Origin of the sequence: Mesorhizobium sp. M0217 (assembly GCF_040321955.1) — a bacterium.
Lineage (GTDB): Bacteria > Pseudomonadota > Alphaproteobacteria > Rhizobiales > Rhizobiaceae > Mesorhizobium.
In genome coordinates this window covers 21337-40291 of record NZ_JAMYSN010000009.1, presented here as the reverse complement: position 1 = coordinate 40291, position 18955 = coordinate 21337, and the positions used below count along the sequence as shown (strand labels likewise).

Below are 18955 nucleotides of genomic sequence, written 5' to 3'. Positions count from 1 at the left end.
CAACGTGGCTTACGCCGAATTTGGAAGCGCTGGCGGCTCGAAAAGAAAAGGCCGGTGCTTTTCGGCACCGGCCTGTTGGCTGAGACTTTCCTCCGGCCGCGCTTCTTCCGGCGCAGCTGCTATTCAATGCCCGCTGATTACATCCGGTAGGCGATGGTGTCGTTCCAGAAGCGGTCGAGGCGCTGCAGCGCGCGGTTCATCTGCTTGAACTCTTCGCTGTTGATGCCGCCGACCTGTTCGATCGAGCCGACATGGCGCTCATAGAGACCGGCGACGACTTCCGCCACTTCATTGCCCTTCGGCGTCAGCGAAACGCGGACCGAACGGCGGTCGATGCGCGAGCGCTGGTGGTTGATGAAGCCGAGATCGACCAGCTTCTTCAGATTGTAGGAGACGTTCGAGCCGAGATAGTAGCCACGCGAGCGCAGCTCGCCGGCGGTCAATTCGGAATTGCCGATATTGAACAGAAGCAGCGCCTGGATGGCATTGATGTCGGAACGGCCGTTGCGGTCGAACTCGTCCTTGATCACGTCAAGCAGACGGCGATGCAAACGCTCCACCAGCTGCAGCGATTCCATGTAAAGCGAACGGATAGCCTCGCGGCGATCGTCGGATACGTTGGCGGTCTTCGCCGCCGGACGCGAATTGATCATTGTCTTTGCCTCTCGTTTGTCGCCCTGGTGATTTTTTGTTTTTCACCTTGATTGCGACACTATCGAATACTCATAAAATTCGACTTAAACGCTAGGGCTAACAAGAGCTTACCGGTAATAGGTTTCGCAAGACGCTTAACGAACGGTCACCCGAGCAAGGATAATTAACCTAAAGATTTAGCGAATGGCTGCGGGGCGGCGTTTCAGGCGCGCGCGGGGCGCTTGCGCATCCAGATAACGACGCGGAAGGCGATGTAGAGCAGCGCCACCGCGGCATGCGAGAAGACGATCAGCGGCCGGTGGCCGTAGAGATCGGGGAAGCCGGCATACATGATGGTCTCGGTCACCGCGCAGATGAACCAGATCACCGGGCCCCATGACGCCAGCATCCACAGGCCGGCGGCGGCGAAGGGGAAGAACACGGCCAGCATCACCGCCACGACCTGCCAGTGCACCGGCATCAGGTCGAAGCGCCACAGCGGGCCGGGATAAAAGCCGATCAGCCGGATCCAGTACAGGATGCCGAACAGCAGGCAGTAGCCCGCTATGACGCGCTGGAACCAGGCGAAGATGATCTCGACGCCCGAGGGCTGCAGCACGATACGCCGCGACGTGACCTCGCTCACAGTTCGAGCTCCCGTTCGAGCGGCGCGAAATAGGCGTCCACCGAAGCAGCGTCGACCTCGGCCAGGCTTGCCGGCCGCCACTGCGGCGTCGAACCCTTGTCGACGAGGACGGCGCGGATGCCTTCATAGAAGTCGTGGCCGGCCAGCATTCGGTTGAGGATACGGAACTCCATCTTCATGCAGGCTTCCATCGACAGCGTCAGCCCGGCGCTGATCTGGCGCCACGCGACATTGAGGCTGGTCGGCGAGCGGGTGCGGATGGTGGCCAGCGTCTTGGCGGCAAACTCGTCGGCGCCTGCCGCCCGCTCCAGGCTCTCAAGGATTTCGGCGAGCGACGGTTGGGAAAAATGCCGGGCGATGGCTTCCAGCACCGGCTGGGCGGTTTCGCGCCGGGCCGGCACGAAGAAGCCGCGCAGCACCGATTCCGGATCGCCATTGGCGCAGAGCCGGTCGAGAAAGGCAGCCTGGTCGGCGGCCTTGATGGTGTGGGTGGCCAGGCCCGACCACAGCGCATCGCCATAGCGAATGCGGTTGCCGGTCAGCGCCAGATACATGCCGAAGCTGCCGCCAAGGTCGGGCAGCAGATGGCTGCCGCCCACGTCGGGGAAGAAACCGATGCCGACTTCGGGCATGGCGAACTGGGCGTTCTCGGTCAGCACGCGCTGCGAGCCGTGGAAAGAGATGCCGACGCCCCCGCCCATCACGATCCCGTCGATCAGCGCGACATAGGGCTTTTTGTAACTGTTGATGCGGGCGTTGAGCCGGTATTCGTCGGCGAAGAACTCGACCGGCGGCTTCCCGGCGCGGGCCTCGTAGACGTGCATGATGTCGCCGCCGGCGCAAAACGCTCTGCCCTCGGCCTTGACGACGACGACATCGACGCCGGTATCGCGTTCAAAAGCGTCGAGCGCCTTGTCCAGCGCCTTGATCATGCGATGTGTCAGCGCATTGAGCGCCTGCGGCCGCGTCAGCGTGACGACGCCTGCCTTGCCCAACCGTTCGAAGCGGATCTCGTCGCCGCCGCCAAAGTCCATCGTCAGAGAATCCCTCCCCGCGCCTGCGGGACTGAAGTGCTAAAGGTGGCGCATGGGTGCGTCAACCGGCGGGCGCGGTTTGGATTTTCGCAAGGCAACGCGACCGTGCTGTGCCTCCGACAGAAATGCGCGCAAAATTGCCGGGCAAAACAGCCTTTCTTCTGATGCAGGGACAAACGCATGACGCATGAAACCGCAGCGCCGAGCCATGGCTGGGAGATGCCGAAAAAGTTCGACCCGGATGATGTTCTCAGCCGCCCGCTGATGGCCAATCTGGCGACCGTGACCGCTGACGGCGCGCCGCGCAACGCGCCGATGTGGTTCATCTGGGAGGACGCTGCGATCTGGCTACTCGGCTCGACCGGCGCAAGTGCTGTCAAACACCTCGAACGTGACCCGCGCTGCGCCGTGGAGATCGTCCATTTCGACAATGAGGCCGGCATCCTGCTGCATCTCGGCCTGCGCGGCGTCGCCACCATAGAAGCGATGGCGCCGAACCGCTTCAAACGGCTGCTGCACAAATATCTCGGCCCGGAGGCGACCTGGAACCGCTGGTTCATCGACAATGTCGCCGACATCGGCCATCCGGACGGGCGCCTGATCCGGCTCGCCCCGGAGAGCACCTTCACCAACAATGTGTCGTTCTTCAAAACCGGCCCAGAACTGGCGTGGCCGCCGAAGCCGTAAGCAGCGCGTTATCGACTGGCACAATCGTGTCGCATTGGTCAGCGGCAAGGCCTCGTGGTAAAAGCCGCCTCGACCCGGAGTTTTTGCGATGAACAAATTCACCCCCGCGACGAGCAACAAATTCGCGCCGGCAAAGCCCGGCGGTGCGCGCAGCGTCGACGAGATCACCGGCAGCCGCCGCTTGCGGCGCATGCGCAAGGCCGACTGGTCGCGCCGCCTGGTGCAGGAAAACCGGCTTACGGTGAACGATCTGATCTGGCCGATCTTCGTCATCGACGGCAAGAACACGCGCGAGCCGATCGCCGCCATGCCCGGCGTATTCCGCCTGTCGCTGGACCTCGCCGTCAAGGAGGCCGAGCGGGCCGCTAAGCTCGGCATTCCGGCGATCGCCACCTTCCCCAATGTTGAACTCAGCCTGCGCGACCTGACGGGATCGCACATCCTCGACCCGGAAAACATCATCAACCGCGCAACCCGCGCCATCAAGGACGCGGTGCCGGAGATCGGCATCATCACCGATGCCGCGCTCGATCCGTTCACCTCGCACGGCCATGACGGCATCTTGCGCGACGGCATCATCGTCAATGACGAGACGGTGGAACAGGTGACCGCCGCGGCCGTCATCCAGGCAGCGGCCGGCGCCGACATCATCGCGCCGTCCGACATGATGGACGGCCGCATCGGCGCCATCCGCGACGCACTCGACGCCAACGGTTTTTCGGATGTGGCGATCATGTCCTATGCGACGAAATTCGCCTCCGCCTTCTACGGCCCCTACCGCGAGGCGGTCGGCACCGCGGGCCTGCTCAAGGGCGACAAGAAGACCTACTATCTCGACCACGCCAATTCCGACGAAGCGGTGCGCGAGGCCGAGCAGGATATCGCCGAGGGCGCCGACATGCTGATGGTCAAGCCCGGCCTGCCCTATCTCGACATCATCCGCCGGCTGAAGGACGAGTTCCAGATGCCGACCTTCGCCTACCAGGTGTCAGGCGAATATTCGATGATCAAGGCGGCGGCCGCCAATGGCTGGATCGACGGCGAAAAGGCAATGCTGGAGAGCCTGCTCGCCTTCAAGCGCGCCGGCTGCGACGGCATTCTGACCTACTTCGCGCCGGAAGTGGCGCAAATGCTGAAGGGATAAATTCACTCCAGCACATAACTCTCTTTGACATTTCTTGTTTCGAAGTCCAGCCGACCACGCCCGCAAACCGACATGTCTTGGAACACGTCGGGATTCTTGATGCCTGCTTCGACACAGGCTTCTCTCAATTTGGCGGTGCAAATGACGATGCCCATGTTCTTCTGTTTGAAGATATGCGCATCGCCAACAATCTCCTCCTTGAAATAGAAGCACGCGCCTCCGGCGCGGTCGTAGTGGACGCCTCCATTCTCGCCGATCAAAAGCCTAAACTTCGACGATTCGAGATCCACGGCATCAATCTTGCGAACGATGTCGCAAAGGTAGTGCTTTGGTTCGATCGGCTTTCCGCTCAAATAGAATACGTCGCAGTCGTTAAACACGACCCCATCGGGGTCGACTGACTGCAGAACGTCCTTCAGGCGCTCGGATACAAGCCAGTAACAATGAAAATCTTCTAAGTCTTTTGGTGGCCTGCAATAGTCTGTCGCTTCAGGCCGTAGCCTGGGCGTCTCCGGGTACTCAGGAAAGCCGTATCCCCCAAACTCCGTCGGCCCGAGCAGTATGCGGGATGGCGGCACCAAAGCTTGGGCGTTTTCCAGCTGAAGACAATGGGACCCGCCGCGATATGTCGGTCCGATCTGGAAGAATTTTCCATGTTTCTTGAATTTCGCCTCTTTGCGGAAAACCCGCTCTGGGACTTGAGCTGGCCTATTCTGCGGGCGGTTCCGGTTGGCAAACAGTTTTGCAATGAGTGAAATAATGGTCACGTGCGCGCCTGCTCAGTCTACCGACTTTCGAGTTCAAGACTAAATCGCGTGAGAGTACCCGTCCACCTGCTTCGCGCCCGAAGTGGCGCAAATGCTGAAGGGCTAGCCGGAACCCGGACTTTCCGGGTTCCGGCTTTTCCTCACGCCTTTGGCAAATAAGGAATCGTTCCGGCGAGATCGGTATCGTCGATCAGCTGGAAGCGGCTGTCGCTGCCCTTCCGGCGCTCCGCCACAAACGGGGCGTATTGCGGATCGTTGGTGAAGGCCTCGGCTGCCTTTGCCGACGGAAACGCCATGATGGCGATCAGGCTGGTGTCGAGCGGCTTGCCCTCCAGCGTCTTCACATTGCCGCTGCGGGCGAGATACTTGCCGCCATGCTTGTGGACGAGGTCATGCACCGAAGCGGCATAGGCCGGCACCCATTTGTCGTCCTTCACCTTGATGTCTGCGATCACGTAAGCGGTCATTGTCCAACTCCTCATGGATCGGCACCGGACTGCCCGGTGACGTGACCGCTGCCTCGCATGGCGGCGCCGGACCGCTCCAGTCACAGAACTGTACCGGGGGTGCCAGTACAGCTTCTGTACTGGCTGAACTCAGGTTTTCTGAATAAGGTCCGGCAACATCTTTTGGAGCTCACCACATGACACAAGCCGGTTACAAGCAATTCTGCCCGCTCTCCATGGCCGCCGAGCTGCTCTGCACACGCTGGACCATGGTGCTGCTGCGCGAACTGGTGGCGGGATCGACCCGCTTCAACGATTTGCGCCGCGGCGTGCCGAAAATGTCGCCAACCCTTCTGTCGCAACGGCTTAGGGATCTCGAAGCGGGAGGCATCGTCGAGCGGACCGAGATCGCGACCGAGAAGGGCGTGTTCGAATACCGGCTGACCGAGGCGGGCCGGGATTTGCGCCCGGTTGTCGAGGCGATGGGGTTTTGGGGCCAGAAATGGGTCGAGGCCAGGCTGTCGCTCAAAAACCTCGATCCGTCGCTGCTGATGTGGGACATGCGGCGCAATCTGAACCCCAGTCCGCTGCCGGACGGGCGCACCGTGATACAATTCCTGTACCATGACCTGCCGGCGTCAAAACGATCGTGGTGGCTGATCGTCGAAAAGCAGGGCGAGGTCGATCTTTGCTGGTACGATCCGGGCTTCGACGTCGATCTCTACGTCTCGACCGATCTGTGCACCATGACCTCGATCTGGATGGGGCTGACGACAGTTCACAAGGAACGCGACAAGATCATCCTGACCGGCGATCTCGACGTCGCCGGCAAGATGCAGATCTGGCTTGGGCTCAGCCCGTTTGCGGTGATGCCGAAGCGCGTGGCGGCTTGAGGTCCCTGCGCATTCCACAGATCGGCTTGCCTCTAAAAATATTAGTTGCAAAATGCAATCAGTTTGAATACTGATTGCAAATCACAACTGGTCACCGAAAGGGAGTCCCCATGTCCAAACTTCGCGTCAATGCCTTCACCTTGTCGCTCGACGGTTTCGGCGCCGGTCCTGACCAGGACCTGCAAGATCCGCTCGGCGTTGGCGGCGAACATTTGCACAAATGGATGACCGGCACCCGCACCTTCCACGAGATGGTCGGCAAGGATGGCGGCACCACCGATGTGGACGACCGGTTCACTGTCCGCAGCTTCGACAATGTCGGCGCCTGGATCCTCGGCCGCAACATGTTCGGCCCAATCCGCGGCGAATGGCCAGACGAGAGCTGGAAAGGCTGGTGGGGCGACAACCCGCCCTATCACGTGCCGACCTTCGTGCTGACCCACTACAAGCGCGACCCCATTGTGATGGAAGGCGGCACCGTTTTCCACTTCGTTGCCGGCGGCATCCACGCCGCGCTCGAACAAGCAAAGGCCGCGGCCGGCGGCAAGGATGTCCGCGTCGGCGGCGGCGTTTCCACCATCCGGCAATATCTGCAAGAGAAGCTCATCGACGAGTTGCATCTGGCGGTGTCGCCGGTGTTGCTCGGGAGGGGCGAGAGCCTGTTTGCCGGGCTGGATATGCTGAAGCTGGGTTACCAGTGCACCGAGCAGGTGGCGACAGCGCTCGCCACGCATGTGACGATCAAGCGGGTGTAGTGGCGAAGTGATAGGCGCAGGCTTCTTTCTCCCCGTTCTACGGGGAGAAATGCCCGGCAGGCAATGAGGGGCAGCGCTGCTTTTGGAGGTTAGCAGCGTCCGACGACTCTGAATTCGCCGATGCCGGCGCTGCCCCTCATCCGCCCTTCGGGCACCTTCTCCCCGTGAAACGGGGAGAAGGAAAAGTGCTCAATACTTCTCCGGCACGTAAAGCTCGCGCGGCAGGACCTGGCGCTCGTACTCCGGGTTGAACACCCGCTCGGGCAGCGTGATTTCTTCGTGCGGCACGTCCTCATAGGGCAGCTGTTTGAGGAGATGGTCGATGCAGTTCAGCCGCGCCCGCTTCTTGTTGCCTTCGACGATGTACCACGGTGCCTCTGGGATGTTGGTGCGGGCAAACGTCTCTTCCTTGGCCTTGGTGTACTGCTCCCAGCGCACGCGCGACTGCAGGTCCATCGGCGACAGCTTCCACTGCTTCATCGGATCGTGGATGCGCATCATGAAGCGCATCTGCTGTTCCTCGTCGGTGATCGAGAACCAGTATTTGACCAGCGTGACGCCGGAGCGGACCAGCATGCGCTCGAACTCCGGCACGTCGCGGAAGAACTCTTCGACCTGATCGGGTTCGGCAAAGCCCATCACCCGCTCGACGCCGGAGCGGTTGTACCAGGAGCGGTCGAACAGCACGATCTCGCCGCCGGCCGGCAGATGCGGCACGTAGCGCTGGAAATACCATTGTGACTTTTCGCGCTCGGTCGGCGCCGGCAGCGCCACGACGCGGCAGATGCGCGGGTTGAGGCGCTGGGTGATGCGCTTGATGACGCCGCCCTTGCCGGCGGAATCGCGGCCCTCGAAAACCACCACTAGCTTCTTCTTGTGGTAGGCAACCCAGGACTGCAGCTTGATCAGTTCCGACTGCAAGCCGATCAGGTCGCGGAAATACTGCATGCGATCGATCGACGGCGGATGCGCGTTCTTGTAGATCTTGGCGATCTCCAACGACAGCGCCGGCTCCGAGATTTCCAGCTCATAGTCCTCGTCGAGCGTGTCGGCGAGTTCGGCTTCCAGCCAATCCCTGGCCGCAGAATTCTGCTTTAGCTCATTCATTTCCACTGCTCCGCTTGCCGGCTGACATGAAACCCTGAGCCGACTTGATATAGGCCGGCAATGACGGTTTTATTGCAAGCCGCCGGCCAGCCGGTCTTCACTGCAAAGCAGCGAGGCATTGCCGATCCAGCGCCCTGGCATGGCGACAAGCCGCTCAAATTGTCCTACAAATAGCGGACCCGTTCGGGCTTCCCCGCCCTTTCCTGCTAAAACCGCCTCCCCACCAAAACTACGAGGATCAGACATGGAATACCGCACGCTTGGCCGTTCCGGCTTGAAAGTTTCGGCGCTGACCTTGGGAACCATGACCTTCGGCGGCAGCGGGCCGTTCGCTGCCGTCGGCAATTCCGATCTCGCGGAGGCCTCGCGCATCATCGACACTTGCATCGATGCCGGCATCAATCTCATCGACACCGCCAATGTCTATTCCAACGGTCTGTCGGAAGAGATCATCGGCGAGGCGCTCGGCGGCAAGCGCAAGAACGACGTGCTGATCGCCTCCAAAGCGCGCATGCGGATCGGCAAGGGCCCCAATGACGAAGGCCTGTCGCGCCATCATCTGATCCGCGAATGCGAGAAGAGCCTGAAGCGCCTCAGGACCGATGTCATCGACATCTATTTCCTGCACGAATGGGACGGCGCGACGCCGCTCGAGGAAACCATCGCCGCGCTCGACACGCTGGTTGCCCAGGGCAAGATCCGCTATGTCGGCTGCTCCAACTATTCCGGCTGGCAGGTCATGAAGGCGCTCGGCATCAGCGACAGCCAGCACCAGCCGCGCTTCGTCACCCAGCAGATCCACTACACGCTGGAAGCACGCGAGGCCGAGTATGAGCTCTTGCCGATCTCGGTCGACCAGGGCCTTGGCGTTTTGGTGTGGAGCCCGCTCGCCGGCGGCCTGCTGTCGGGAAAATACCGCCGCGACAGTCCGACGGCGCGCCAGATCGGCGGCTGGTCGGAACCCCCGATCCGCGACGAGGATCGGCTGTGGCGGATTGTCGACGTGCTGGTCGATATCGGTGCGGCACGCGGCGTTTCGGCGGCCCAGGTGGCGCTGGCCTGGCTGCTTGGCCGGCCGGCCGTCAGCTCGCTGGTGATCGGGGCGCGCAACGAAGCCCAGTTGAAAGACAATCTCGCCGCGGCGAGCCTGACGCTGTCCTTTGATGAACGCCAGCGTCTCGATGCCGTCAGCCGGCCTCCGGTGCTCTATCCCTACTGGCACCAGCAGTTTACGGCGAAGGACCGCTTCGGCCCGGCCGATCTGGTTATGGACCGCAGCGTCATCTGACTTAAGGGCGCCGGAAGCCGCTAGCCCGCGATAAACCGCCAGACCTGCGGATCGGGCTCGATCTGGCCGCTGAGCACGAAATATTTGTAGAGCACGAGCAGGCAGATCGCCTGCTCGGCCCGCTCGTCGGCGAATTTGCGGCAATAGGCGTTGGCCGCCGCAACGATGCGCTGGGCCTCGGCCGGATGCTGCTCGAGATGATGCACCCGCTCGGCCAGATCGCTGAAGTCGGGCGCCAGCGGCACATAATGGACATCGGGCTCGAGCTGCCCCTCGGCGAACCAGGTCTCGTAAGTCGGCGGCGGCATCAGGCAGAGCGAGTTCGAGCTCATGATCCATTTCAGATTGGTCGCGACATCATTGCCTTCGAGCGAGATGATGTAGCGGTAGCGGCGCTGCTGATCGATGCTGAGATAGGGCTTGCGGTATTCCGCAGGTGCTGTCGCCCTCGGCGTGCCGACATCGCAGAACGGCAGATTGCGGGCTGCATCCAGCAACAAGGTGCGGATCGGATTGTTGAGTTCGCCGCGCCAAACGACGAGCGGATGCTTGTCGGCGAAGGCGACATCGTCGGCCGGCATGTAGAAATGACGGAACTTGTTCAGCTTGAACAGGACGCCGTTGCCGTTGTCGCCCGCTATCGGCCGGTCCTTGACGATCGACGGCATCTTCGGCACTTCGATGACGTCGCCGAATTCCAGGTCGATGCGCAGATCTGGGTCGAAATAGCGGGTGAACTCCTTCAGATCGTAATAGTACATGCTGCGGTCCGACGGCAGCCGGCTGACCGGCACGGCCTCGGGGCTGGGGCTAAAAGGCTCCCGCAGCGTGTTGTAGTAATTGAGCCGCTGGCGGACCGATGCGTCGGAAAGCCTGGCCTGATCGAGCAGCCGGCCGAGCCGGCGCCGGAAAAGAACCGGCGGCGCGATGTCGCGCATGGCGTTGCGCGCATAGTAGATCAGCTTCTGTGCGTTTCTTTGAAGCGTGGCCATCGGTCGTTTTGATTCGAAATCGGTCGGCGGCGGCTCCAGCAACTGTCCCGCAGCCTTTTCTAAACCATTGTGTTCGCCATCACGCAAGTCCAGAACCGCTGGCATCTGCCCTCGCGGCGCTGTTGTGTTTGCCGGCCAATGCTTCTAGGCAGGATCAGGCACAGCGAAAGGAAACGATATGGCTCGACCACCGAATTACGGTCAGGAACGCAAAGAGCGCGACCGGCAGAAGGCCGCCAAGAAGGCGGAGAAGCTCGCCGCCAAGGTCGCGGCCAAGGAGCGCGCCGAGCCTGAGAACGAGGCAAGTTCCAAAACCGACACCGAGACAGAAAAATAGGCAAGACAGGATCACCGGCCCGCGAAACGGGCCGGATCCTGGCAAAATGCCGGTCTGATCAGGCCGATGTGATCAGGCCGGGGCCTTGTCGCTGACGAAGACGTTGACCTCGCGCGCGGCGGCGATGAAGGCGCGTCTTGCAATCATCGCCGGCTTGTCGCCGGCCAGCGCGTCATGGCAGGCCTGCAGCGCTTCGCGATGCTTGGGGCTGCGCTTGCCGGGCCAGCTGTTGAGCAGGTAATCGGAAGCCTCACGCACCGTACGCAAGAGCTGAGTGCTTCCCTCCGTGCCCGACTTAACGGTCACGGGTGTTTCAAATCGGTTGTTTTCCATGGCCGCCTCTTACGCCATCGGCGTCCGCGAAGCGAGGCCGAAAGCGGATGGCGTCGGCGTTCTTTCGTTTTCGTGACCGGTATCAAGCGGCGACGACAGCAAAACCCCTGGCGCGCAGGCCGCGCCGGTCATTGTGCAACGACGTCACCAGGCGGGCGCGGCTGCCGGCTATATGGGCGGAAAGTCGCGCCGCCGCCGCATCGGCATCGCCGGCCCGCACCGCTGCCAGAATGGCGTGATGCTCGCTCCAGGCGCGGCCAAGGGCCGCCTCGTCGCGCACCTCCAGCCAGCGCGCCCGCGACAGCCGCGTCATGGCATCGCGCACGGCCCGAAACAGGAACTCGTTGCCGGAGAGCCGCGCCAGTTCGATATGGAAATCCATGCCGACGCGGTGCCATTCCTCGCGCGGCGTGGCAGTGTCGCAGGAGTCCAGCATCGCCTTGATGACATCGGCTGCGCTCCTGTCGGCCAGCGCCGAAGTCAGCCTGACCGCCGCGACCTCGACGGCTTCGCGGTACACCGCGATCTGTTCCAGTTCGGCAAGGTTGATCGGCGACACGGTCCAACCGCGCCCGTCGCGGCAGATCAGCCCTTCCGTCTCCAGCCGCAGCAGGGCTGCCCTGACCGGCGTGCGCGAGGCGCCGAAGCGGCTCTCGATCCAGCGCTCCGTCAGCCGCTCGCCAGGACCGACCTCGAGGCCAAGGATCATCTCGCGAAGCGCTTTTTCGACGATGTGCATCTGCGACATAGTTGCTTCCATTGCTGGCGATCGGCCTTGCCCGTTGGTCTTGCCGATCACATTGAGAGCGCCTGATTGACAGCAGCCGGGCTTTGCGTCCATGAGGGTACCAAGTTGGTATCCCAAAATGGTATCCGCAGCAAGCGGACAGGACAGGACATGCCGCAGGACAGTGCAGCGCGGGCCGCCGAAGTGCCTTCCACCTACAACATTCATTGGCGGCGCAACCTGTTCGTGTGCTTTGCCGGATCGTTCAGCACGCTTGTGGCGATGACGTTGCTGCTGCCGTTCCTGCCGCTCTATGTCGAACAGCTGGGCGCCGTGGGCCACGCGGCGATCGTGCAATGGTCCGGCATCGCTTTCGGCGCCACCTTCCTTGCCGCCGCCCTTGTCGCGCCACTGTGGGGACGGCTGGGTGACCGTTATGGCCGCAAGGTGATGCTGGTGCGCGCCAGTTTCGGCATGGCGATCTGCATGTCGCTGACCGGCATGGTGCAGACCGTCTGGCAATTGGTGCTTTTGCGCCTGCTGATCGGCTTTGCCGGCGGTTATTCCTCAGGCTCGACGATCCTTGTCGCCATGCAGACGCCGAAGGAGCGCTCCGGCTGGGCGCTTGGCGTGCTGTCGGCCGGCATCACCGCAGGCTCCCTGGTCGGCCCGTTGCTTGGCGGCGCGCTGCCGCCATTGATCGGTATTCGCGCCACCTTCCTCATCGCGGGCGGCGTCATTTTCCTGGCGGCGCTGGCGACGACGTTCCTGATAAAGGAGATGCCTCGCCCGCCAGTACAGGCAAAACGCGAGGAGAAACCAAAGGGAAGTTGGGCGCAGATCCCCGACAAACGCCCTGTCGTGGCCATGCTGGCGACCGGCATGCTGTTCACCTTCGCCAACATGTCGATCGAGCCGATCATCACCGTCTACGTCCAGCAACTGGTCGCGGACGCAAGCCGGGTGACCCTGGTCTCAGGTGTCGTCATGTCGGCGGCCGCACTCGGCGCCATCCTGTCGGCGTCACGGTTGGGCAAACTCGCCGACCGCATCGGCCACTGGAACGTCATCGTCGCATCGCTGGCCGTCTCGGCTCTGCTGTTGATACCGCAGGCCTTCGTCACCGAGAGCTGGCAGTTGGTCGGGCTGCGGTTCCTTATGGGTCTGGTGCTGGGCGGGCTGTTGCCCTGCATCACCAGCGTCATCCGCCACAATGTTCCCGATGGGGTCGGCGGCAATGTGCTGGGCCTGGCAATCTCGGCGCAATATGTCGGCCAGGTTGCGGGGCCGCTGCTGGGCGGCTTCGTCGGCGGCCATTTCGGCATGCGCGCGGTGTTTCTCGGCACGTCGTTGCTGATGGCGGGCGGTGCCGCGTATAATTGGCTGGCCCAGGCGCGCCGCACGCGCGACATGCTGGCGATATCGGAAAAATCCTGACAGACAGGTCGCGCCGCCTATCGTCAATCCCGGAGCCCGAGACATGAGCATCGCCGAGTCAGCACCAGCAAACAGCGCGCGCATCCTCGTTTTCGCCGGCGGCATTGCCGGCGCGGCGGGCGTGGCGCTGTCGGCGGCTTCAGCGCATCTCGGCGGCGCGTTCGTCGGCACGGCCGCATCCTTCCTGCTCATGCATGCGCCGGTGTTTTTGGCCGTCGGCCTCGCCGGCGCAAACCGGATCTTGCGGATCGGCAGCCTGGTGCTGCTCGTCGGGCTTGTTCTGTTCTGCGGCGATCTGCTGGCACGGGATTTCGTGGGATCGCGGCTGTTCCCGATGTCGGCGCCGATCGGCGGCACCTTGCTCATCGCGGGCTGGCTGGTGATCGCGGCCTCGGCGCTCGTGCGGCAACGGTCCTGACGAGGCAAGAACCCTGCCCCATCAGATATCACACGAGGCTTAATCCTGCCGGTTTTCCGGCAGCAGGTCGCGGTTGCGCTTGGCAGGCTTGGTCGGCCGCCGCCGTTGCGGCTGCTCCGTGGCAGGCGAGATACCCCAGTAATTGCGATAAATGTCTTCGAACAGATGTTTCACGGGATGCATGTTCGTTCTCCTCTTCAAGAACTTGAATCGATCCAATCAGCTGGCACGAAAATGCCGGGGCCGATCAGCTGCGCTTGCGTTTCACAAGGTATTGCAGGTCACGCCTCCACGGCCCGACCTTGTCGCGGCGCCTGCGGGTGGCGGCGTCGGAGACTATGCCCCAATCATTGCCGTAGATGTCTTCGAACAGATAATTCACGGGATGCATGGCACCCTCCTCTTGAATCGATCCAAGTTGTACTTGATGAATCCCTTGGATCGATTCAAATATAGACCCTCTCCGCCGTCCGATCAAGGGAAAATTTGAACCGATCCAACGAAAGTGCTAAACAGGCTCCGGTTCAGGAGACGAAAATGACGGCATTGACCTCCGGCAAGACGAGACCAGTGCGGCTTGCCGACATCGCCAAGGCGGCCGGGGTCTCGCACGGTACCGCGTCCAACGTGTTCGCTCGCCCGGAGATCGTGCGCGAAGAGGTCCGCGAGCGGGTCAAGGCGGCGGCGGAAGCGATGGGCTATGCCGGCCCGGATCCCAAGGGCCGGCTGCTGCGCGCCGGCAAGGTCAACGCCATCGGCGTGGCAACGGCAGAACCATTGTCCTATTTCTTCGACGATCCCTTTGCCCGCGTCATGATGGCCAGCATTTCGCAGGCCTGCGACGCCACCGGCGCCGGAATTTCGCTGGTCTCGGCCGCCAACAGCGAGCAGCTCGCCTGGAACATCCAGAGCGCCCTAGTCGACGGCTTCATCGTGTTCTGCATCGAGGGTGGGTCGCGGCTGGTCGAACTGGCGCGCGAACGCAAACTGCCTTTCGTGGCGCTTGATCTCGATTCGGAAAATGAGGCGGTCGCTGCGATCGGCGTCGACAACGTCGCCGGCGCGGGTCTGGCGGCGCGCCATCTGGCCGAGTTCGGCCATCGCAGCTTTGCCGTACTCGCCCTGGAATCTGCCGACGCTGGCTTTGGTCCCGTCACGCAGGAGCAAGTCGAGACGACATCCCTCTACTCGGGCACACGCGACCGTCTGCGTGGCTATTTCGGCGAGCTCTCCCGCTTCGGCATCGACGTCTCGCAAGTGCCAATCTACGAAACCCTCAATGACGAGGCGAGCGTGCGGGCCGGCCTCGATCATATTTTCGCGCTGCCGCAGACGCCGACGGCAATCCTGGCCATGTCGGACAAGATCGCGCTGCATGCGCTCGACTGGCTGCGCGAGCGTAACATTGCCGTGCCGGGCGATGTGTCAATCGTCGGCTTCGACGGCGTGCCGGAAGGCGCCGACTCCGAGCCGCCACTAACCACTGTCGCCCAGCCGATCGCCGAGATGGGCCGGCTGGCCGTCAAGGCGATCCTCGAAAATGACGGCTCGCAGCACCGGCAATTGCTGCCGGTCGTTCTTGTGGTGCGGGGGTCGTCCGGCCCCTCGCCTGCTGGCTAGGCGGCTGATGTGGGATCATCGGCTTAGCCTTGGCATCGCGGGCATGCCGAAGGTCTGGTGAACGGCTGGCGCTTCTTTGCGAACCGGCTTTTTGCCCAAGCCGATGCCGGACAGCCACTCAAGATAGAAGGCGAGCGCGAATTGCATGGCGATGCCGGCCGAAATCAGCAAGACGTCATAGGGAAAGCCGCCCGGATTGATCAGCTTCATCACCTGCGCCGCCATGGCGATCAGCGTGCCGGCGAGGAACACCGGCAAGGAGCGCTTGCCGAGCAGGGCAAGCGGATGGTCCGGGCTGAGACGGAACAGGTTCGAGAAAGCCGGCAGGGCGACGATCAGATAGCTCACCGCCAATATGTGCAGGAGCCGCGGCAGCGACAGGAACGTCTTGTCGAAGCCGCCGATCACCACGGGCAGGTTAAACCACGTTATCTCGCCCCAGAGCGGGCTGTGCACCCAGACCGCCGCTGCCGCGACATAGGTCGCCGCGGCGCCCACCAGCCAACGATTGACGGGAATTGTGCCGCCGCGCCTGGCATGCAGCATGCCGGCAAGGCCGATGTTGAACAGGAATTGCCAGGACAGCGGGTTGAGGAACCAGAAGCCGGGCTCGGGATAGTTCGGCGGCGCGATCTGCCAGAGGCCGGCGGCAAGCCACAGCGCGCCGGAAAAGACCAGCGCCGGGAGCGGCCGGTAGCTGACGAAGAGCAGGAAAAGCGGCGCCATCAACAGCAGCGCCGCATAGACCGGCAAAATGTTGTTGTAGCCAAGCTGGTGGCCAAGCGTGACAATGCCGATCATGACCTCCGGCGTGTTCTTCATCAGCGGCTCGATGTTGATCAGCTTGAGCAGTTCCGGCCGCCGGCCGTACACCGCCGCGGCGCAGAACAACGCCATCACAACCATGGTGGTGACGATGTGGGCACTGTAAAGCACGCCGGCCCGGCGCCACATCTTCAACATCGCCAGCAGCCGGCCGCCCGGCTGGAACTTGTTGCCATAGGCGAGTGCGACCGACATGCCGGAAATCAGCACGAAGGCTTCCGCCGCGTCCGAGAATCCGAAATTCTTGTAGGTCAGCGTTTCGAAGACGGTGCCCGGCACGTGGTCGATATAGATGGTCAGGAGTGCGAGCGCACGGAACACGTCAATGCGCGTGTCGCGATCGGCGATACGCGGGGCGCGATCGGGCGGAACTGGCAGGGTCATCGACAAAAGGCCTCAAAGGAGAGCAAGGGTGCTCGCGTTGTTCATGCCGGGATGCGACCATCGGCGCACACCGCTTCGATTCCTCCCGCAGGGAGCATATCGGCGCAGAAACGGTCTGAAATGAGCCTGTTGCAATCACATTTGGCGGAGCGTGAAAATATTCCGTTTTGAAGCTGGCAAAGGACCAATGTCTCCGTGAAAACAACGAGATATGAGCGTGCATCGATATAGCGACGAGAACGCCTTTCTGCATCAGGATCTGGCGTTTCCCTACCGCCTCCTCAAGCCGGAGAATGTCGGCGGCGAGAGCCTGTTTTTACTGCACGGATCGGGTGTCGACGAAACGACGATGGTGCCGATTGCGAGGCAGATCGCCCCCAACGCCACGCTGGTCGCGGTGCGTGGCCGCATCCGCCAAGAAGACGGCTTCCGCTGGTTCGAGCGGATCACGCCGACCAGTTTTGAACAGGCGAGCATCCGTGCCGAAACATCGTACTTTGCCGCCTTCGCAAGCGAGGCCGCAAAGCGCCACGGGCTCGACCTCGCCCGGGCGACTTTCCTCGGCTATTCCAACGGCGCCAATCTGGTTTCCACCCTGATGCTGCTCAACTCCGGCCTCGTCCGAAAAGCGGCGTTGCTGAGAGCAATGCCCGTGCTTGACGATGCGCCGGCAACCGATCTGACAGGAAGGCGCGTCCTGATTGTCGCTGGTGCCGCGGACGAGACCTACGGGCCGTTTGCGCCGCCACTGGTGAGGCTGCTCAACAAACATGGCGCCGAGGTCGATGCGCGCATCGTGCCTTCAGGTCACGAAATCGGCGACCCGGATGCCGCCATCGTCCGGCAATGGCTGGCGGGACCAGCATTGGTCGCACGCCAGGCAGGCTAGGAGACCTTGGTAGACCGCATCGGCGCCCGGCGGAACGGCTGAGCAGATGCTCATCGCCTAGCCCTGTCCCATCCGGTTCCAGGCATCGAGCCCGGCGATCTTGTAGGCTTCGGCCAGCGTCGGATAGTTGAAGGTGTTGTTGACGAAGAAATCAACCGTGCCGCCGAGGTTGATCACCGCCTGGCCGATATGGATCAGTTCGGTGGCGCCTTCGCCGACGATGTGGGCGCCGAGCAGGCGGCGCGTTTCGACCGAGAACAGCAGCTTCAGAAAGCCGGAGTTGACGCCCATGATGTGGCCGCGCGAGGTTTCGCGGAACCGCGCCAGACCGACTTCATAAGCAGCGCCGCTCTCGCGCACCTGCTCCTCCGACTGACCAACGGTGGAGATTTCCGGCACGGCGTAGATGCCATAGGGGAAGGTTTCCGGCGGCGGTGGCAGTTGCACGCCGAAGGCGTGGCAGGCGGCCACCCTGCCCTGCTCCATCGATGTCGAGGCAAGGCTGGGGAAACCGATGACGTCGCCGGTGGCATAGATGTTGGGCGCACTGGTCTGGAAGGTCTGCGGATCGACCTTGATGCGGCCCCGGGAATCGGCCTCGATGCCGACCACGTCGAGGCCGAGGCTGCCGAGATTGCCGCTGCGGCCGGCGGCGTAAAGCACGATCTCGGAGCGGATGGTGCGGCCATCGGCGAGCGTCACTTCGGCATAGTCGGGTTTTGAGACGATTTCCTTGACCGTACTGCCGAGGCGAATGGTCATGCCGCGGTCGCGCATCTGGTGGATGAAGTCGTCGACGATCTCGCGGTCGACGAAATCGAGGATGGTGTTGCGCGGCTCCACCAGCGTCACCGGCACGTCGAGCGCCGAAAAGATCGTCGCATATTCAACGCCGATGACGCCGGCGCCGATCACCGTCAGCGTGCGCGGCAGATGGTCGAGTTCCAGCATCTCATCGCTGTCGAAGACGCGGATCTTGTCGAAAGGCACGTCGCGCGGCCGGTGCGGCCTGGTGCCGACCGCGATCAGCGCATTGGTGAAACCAACCTCCGAGTAGTCGCCATTGTCTGCCGTCAGGCTGACCTTGTTTGGGCCGACGAATTTCGCCATGGCGCGCACGCTTTTGACAGCGTTGCGCATAAACTGGTGCTGCAGCACCTCGACCTCGTGGTCGAGCGTCTTGTGCAGCCGCTCGACCAGGTCGGCGATGGAGATGTCCTGCTTGACCCGGTAGCCGCGGCCGTAAAAGCCCCGCTCGCGCCAGCCGGACAGGTTCAGCACCGTCTCGCGCAGCGTCTTCGACGGGATGGTGCCGGTGTGCACCGAGACGCCGCCGAGGCGCCGGCCCCTGTCGACCACCAGCACCGATTTGCCGAGCTTGGCCGATTGCACCGCGGCGCGGCGCCCGGAAGGGCCGCTGCCGATGACCAGCATGTCGTAATCCATGTAACCCCGTCCCCTCGGCGTCTTGTTGCGCCGCAGCAAGCTAACGCCATCCGTCCACCAAATTCAATCGGCTCAACCGCGTCACACTGCCGAGCCGGACCGATGGACGAACCGATCTTGATTCCGCCCGCGGTCTTCACCATTTCA

At 62.5% G+C, this 18955-nt stretch carries 23 protein-coding genes; 10 read left to right on the top strand and 13 right to left on the bottom strand.

From position 1 onward, the window contains the following. Positions 1-137: 137 nt before the first annotated feature. The 3 genes from ldtR to NKJ18_RS16355 all read right to left on the bottom strand — a co-directional run bounded on the left by ldtR (position 138) and on the right by NKJ18_RS16355 (position 2313). On the bottom strand, positions 138-653 hold the full coding sequence (gene ldtR, locus NKJ18_RS16365; RefSeq protein WP_023672997.1) for a transcriptional regulator LdtR: 516 nt from the start codon (positions 651-653) through the stop codon (positions 138-140). Between the two features lie 203 nt (positions 654-856). Beyond that, positions 857-1279 (bottom strand): DUF6163 family protein, encoded by a 423-nt coding sequence (locus NKJ18_RS16360; protein WP_023682398.1) that lies wholly within the window; start codon positions 1277-1279, stop codon positions 857-859. Further along, positions 1276-2313 (bottom strand): enoyl-CoA hydratase/isomerase family protein, encoded by a 1038-nt coding sequence (locus NKJ18_RS16355; protein WP_023689512.1) that lies wholly within the window; start codon positions 2311-2313, stop codon positions 1276-1278. Before NKJ18_RS16355 ends, NKJ18_RS16360 begins: the two co-directional genes overlap by 4 nt. A gap of 180 nt (positions 2314-2493) precedes the next feature. Here NKJ18_RS16355 and NKJ18_RS16350 point away from each other — a divergent pair, with 180 nt between their 5' ends. Further along, positions 2494-3000 carry a pyridoxamine 5'-phosphate oxidase family protein gene (locus NKJ18_RS16350; RefSeq protein WP_352625372.1) on the top strand — a complete coding sequence of 169 codons (507 nt, stop codon included), beginning with the start codon at positions 2494-2496 and terminating at the stop codon, positions 2998-3000. Between the two features lie 88 nt (positions 3001-3088). After that, positions 3089-4144, top strand: a complete 1056-nt coding sequence (gene hemB / locus NKJ18_RS16345) for a porphobilinogen synthase (protein ID WP_027049604.1) — start codon at positions 3089-3091, stop codon at positions 4142-4144. Positions 4145-4146: 2 nt separating this feature from the next. Here the strand turns inward: hemB and NKJ18_RS16340 are convergent, their stop codons facing one another. After that, complete coding sequence (locus NKJ18_RS16340) at positions 4147-4911, bottom strand: imm11 family protein (RefSeq protein ID WP_352625374.1); 765 nt, start codon at positions 4909-4911, stop codon at positions 4147-4149. 140 nt (positions 4912-5051) lie between these two features. After that, positions 5052-5378 (bottom strand): DUF1330 domain-containing protein, encoded by a 327-nt coding sequence (locus NKJ18_RS16335; RefSeq protein ID WP_023673003.1) that lies wholly within the window; start codon positions 5376-5378, stop codon positions 5052-5054. A gap of 176 nt (positions 5379-5554) precedes the next feature. On the opposite strand from NKJ18_RS16335, the gene NKJ18_RS16330 reads away from it, so the two are divergent. Then, complete coding sequence (locus tag NKJ18_RS16330) at positions 5555-6250, top strand: winged helix-turn-helix transcriptional regulator (protein ID WP_023805093.1); 696 nt, start codon at positions 5555-5557, stop codon at positions 6248-6250. Between the two features lie 110 nt (positions 6251-6360). Beyond that, a complete protein-coding gene (locus NKJ18_RS16325) occupies positions 6361-7005 on the top strand; it encodes a dihydrofolate reductase family protein (RefSeq protein ID WP_023750459.1) in 645 nt (214 codons plus the stop codon). Between the two features lie 189 nt (positions 7006-7194). Here NKJ18_RS16325 and ppk2 read toward each other — a convergent pair whose 3' ends face one another. Beyond that, on the bottom strand, positions 7195-8112 hold the full coding sequence (gene ppk2 / locus NKJ18_RS16320; protein WP_023750460.1) for a polyphosphate kinase 2: 918 nt from the start codon (positions 8110-8112) through the stop codon (positions 7195-7197). Positions 8113-8356: 244 nt separating this feature from the next. On the opposite strand from ppk2, the gene NKJ18_RS16315 reads away from it, so the two are divergent. Continuing rightward, entirely contained in the window at positions 8357-9400 is a 1044-nt protein-coding gene (locus NKJ18_RS16315) for an aldo/keto reductase (RefSeq protein WP_023730846.1), read from the top strand. A 20-nt stretch (positions 9401-9420) separates the two neighbouring features. On the opposite strand, the gene NKJ18_RS16310 is transcribed toward NKJ18_RS16315, so the two are convergent. Further along, positions 9421-10392, bottom strand: coding sequence for a glycosyl transferase family 90 (locus NKJ18_RS16310; RefSeq protein WP_023700560.1), 972 nt, complete (start codon positions 10390-10392; stop codon positions 9421-9423). Positions 10393-10570: 178 nt separating this feature from the next. On the opposite strand from NKJ18_RS16310, the gene NKJ18_RS16305 reads away from it, so the two are divergent. Further along, complete coding sequence (locus NKJ18_RS16305; RefSeq protein WP_023673009.1) at positions 10571-10729, top strand: hypothetical protein; 159 nt, start codon at positions 10571-10573, stop codon at positions 10727-10729. A gap of 72 nt (positions 10730-10801) precedes the next feature. On the opposite strand, the gene NKJ18_RS16300 is transcribed toward NKJ18_RS16305, so the two are convergent. Together NKJ18_RS16300 and NKJ18_RS16295 are read right to left on the bottom strand one after the other, a co-directional pair. Further along, positions 10802-11035 carry a DUF982 domain-containing protein gene (locus NKJ18_RS16300; protein ID WP_245259900.1) on the bottom strand — a complete coding sequence of 78 codons (234 nt, stop codon included), beginning with the start codon at positions 11033-11035 and terminating at the stop codon, positions 10802-10804. A 109-nt stretch (positions 11036-11144) separates the two neighbouring features. Further along, positions 11145-11810 (bottom strand): GntR family transcriptional regulator, encoded by a 666-nt coding sequence (locus tag NKJ18_RS16295; RefSeq protein ID WP_023730845.1) that lies wholly within the window; start codon positions 11808-11810, stop codon positions 11145-11147. 150 nt (positions 11811-11960) lie between these two features. On the opposite strand from NKJ18_RS16295, the gene NKJ18_RS16290 reads away from it, so the two are divergent. Then, positions 11961-13226 carry a multidrug efflux MFS transporter gene (locus NKJ18_RS16290; RefSeq protein WP_027049607.1) on the top strand — a complete coding sequence of 422 codons (1266 nt, stop codon included), beginning with the start codon at positions 11961-11963 and terminating at the stop codon, positions 13224-13226. A 43-nt stretch (positions 13227-13269) separates the two neighbouring features. Then, on the top strand, positions 13270-13644 hold the full coding sequence (locus tag NKJ18_RS16285) for a DUF423 domain-containing protein (RefSeq protein WP_023673013.1): 375 nt from the start codon (positions 13270-13272) through the stop codon (positions 13642-13644). A gap of 39 nt (positions 13645-13683) precedes the next feature. Here the strand turns inward: NKJ18_RS16285 and NKJ18_RS16280 are convergent, their stop codons facing one another. After that, complete coding sequence (locus NKJ18_RS16280; RefSeq protein WP_023689522.1) at positions 13684-13827, bottom strand: hypothetical protein; 144 nt, start codon at positions 13825-13827, stop codon at positions 13684-13686. Positions 13828-13891: 64 nt separating this feature from the next. Continuing rightward, positions 13892-14035: a hypothetical protein gene (locus tag NKJ18_RS16275; protein WP_023673015.1), complete on the bottom strand. Its 144-nt coding sequence runs from the start codon at positions 14033-14035 to the stop codon at positions 13892-13894. 146 nt (positions 14036-14181) lie between these two features. Between NKJ18_RS16275 and NKJ18_RS16270 the strand changes: the two genes are divergently transcribed. Then, complete coding sequence (locus tag NKJ18_RS16270) at positions 14182-15264, top strand: LacI family DNA-binding transcriptional regulator (RefSeq protein WP_023689523.1); 1083 nt, start codon at positions 14182-14184, stop codon at positions 15262-15264. Positions 15265-15279: 15 nt separating this feature from the next. Here the strand turns inward: NKJ18_RS16270 and NKJ18_RS16265 are convergent, their stop codons facing one another. Then, the gene (locus NKJ18_RS16265) at positions 15280-16473 is read right to left on the bottom strand and encodes an OpgC family protein (RefSeq protein WP_352758830.1); all 1194 of its coding nucleotides are present in this window, start codon (positions 16471-16473) and stop codon (positions 15280-15282) included. Between the two features lie 217 nt (positions 16474-16690). Between NKJ18_RS16265 and NKJ18_RS16260 the strand changes: the two genes are divergently transcribed. Beyond that, entirely contained in the window at positions 16691-17362 is a 672-nt protein-coding gene (locus NKJ18_RS16260) for an alpha/beta hydrolase (protein WP_352758828.1), read from the top strand. Positions 17363-17419: 57 nt separating this feature from the next. Here NKJ18_RS16260 and sthA read toward each other — a convergent pair whose 3' ends face one another. Next, on the bottom strand, positions 17420-18808 hold the full coding sequence (gene sthA, locus NKJ18_RS16255) for a Si-specific NAD(P)(+) transhydrogenase (RefSeq protein ID WP_023682415.1): 1389 nt from the start codon (positions 18806-18808) through the stop codon (positions 17420-17422). Between the last annotated feature and the right edge of the window lie 147 nt (positions 18809-18955).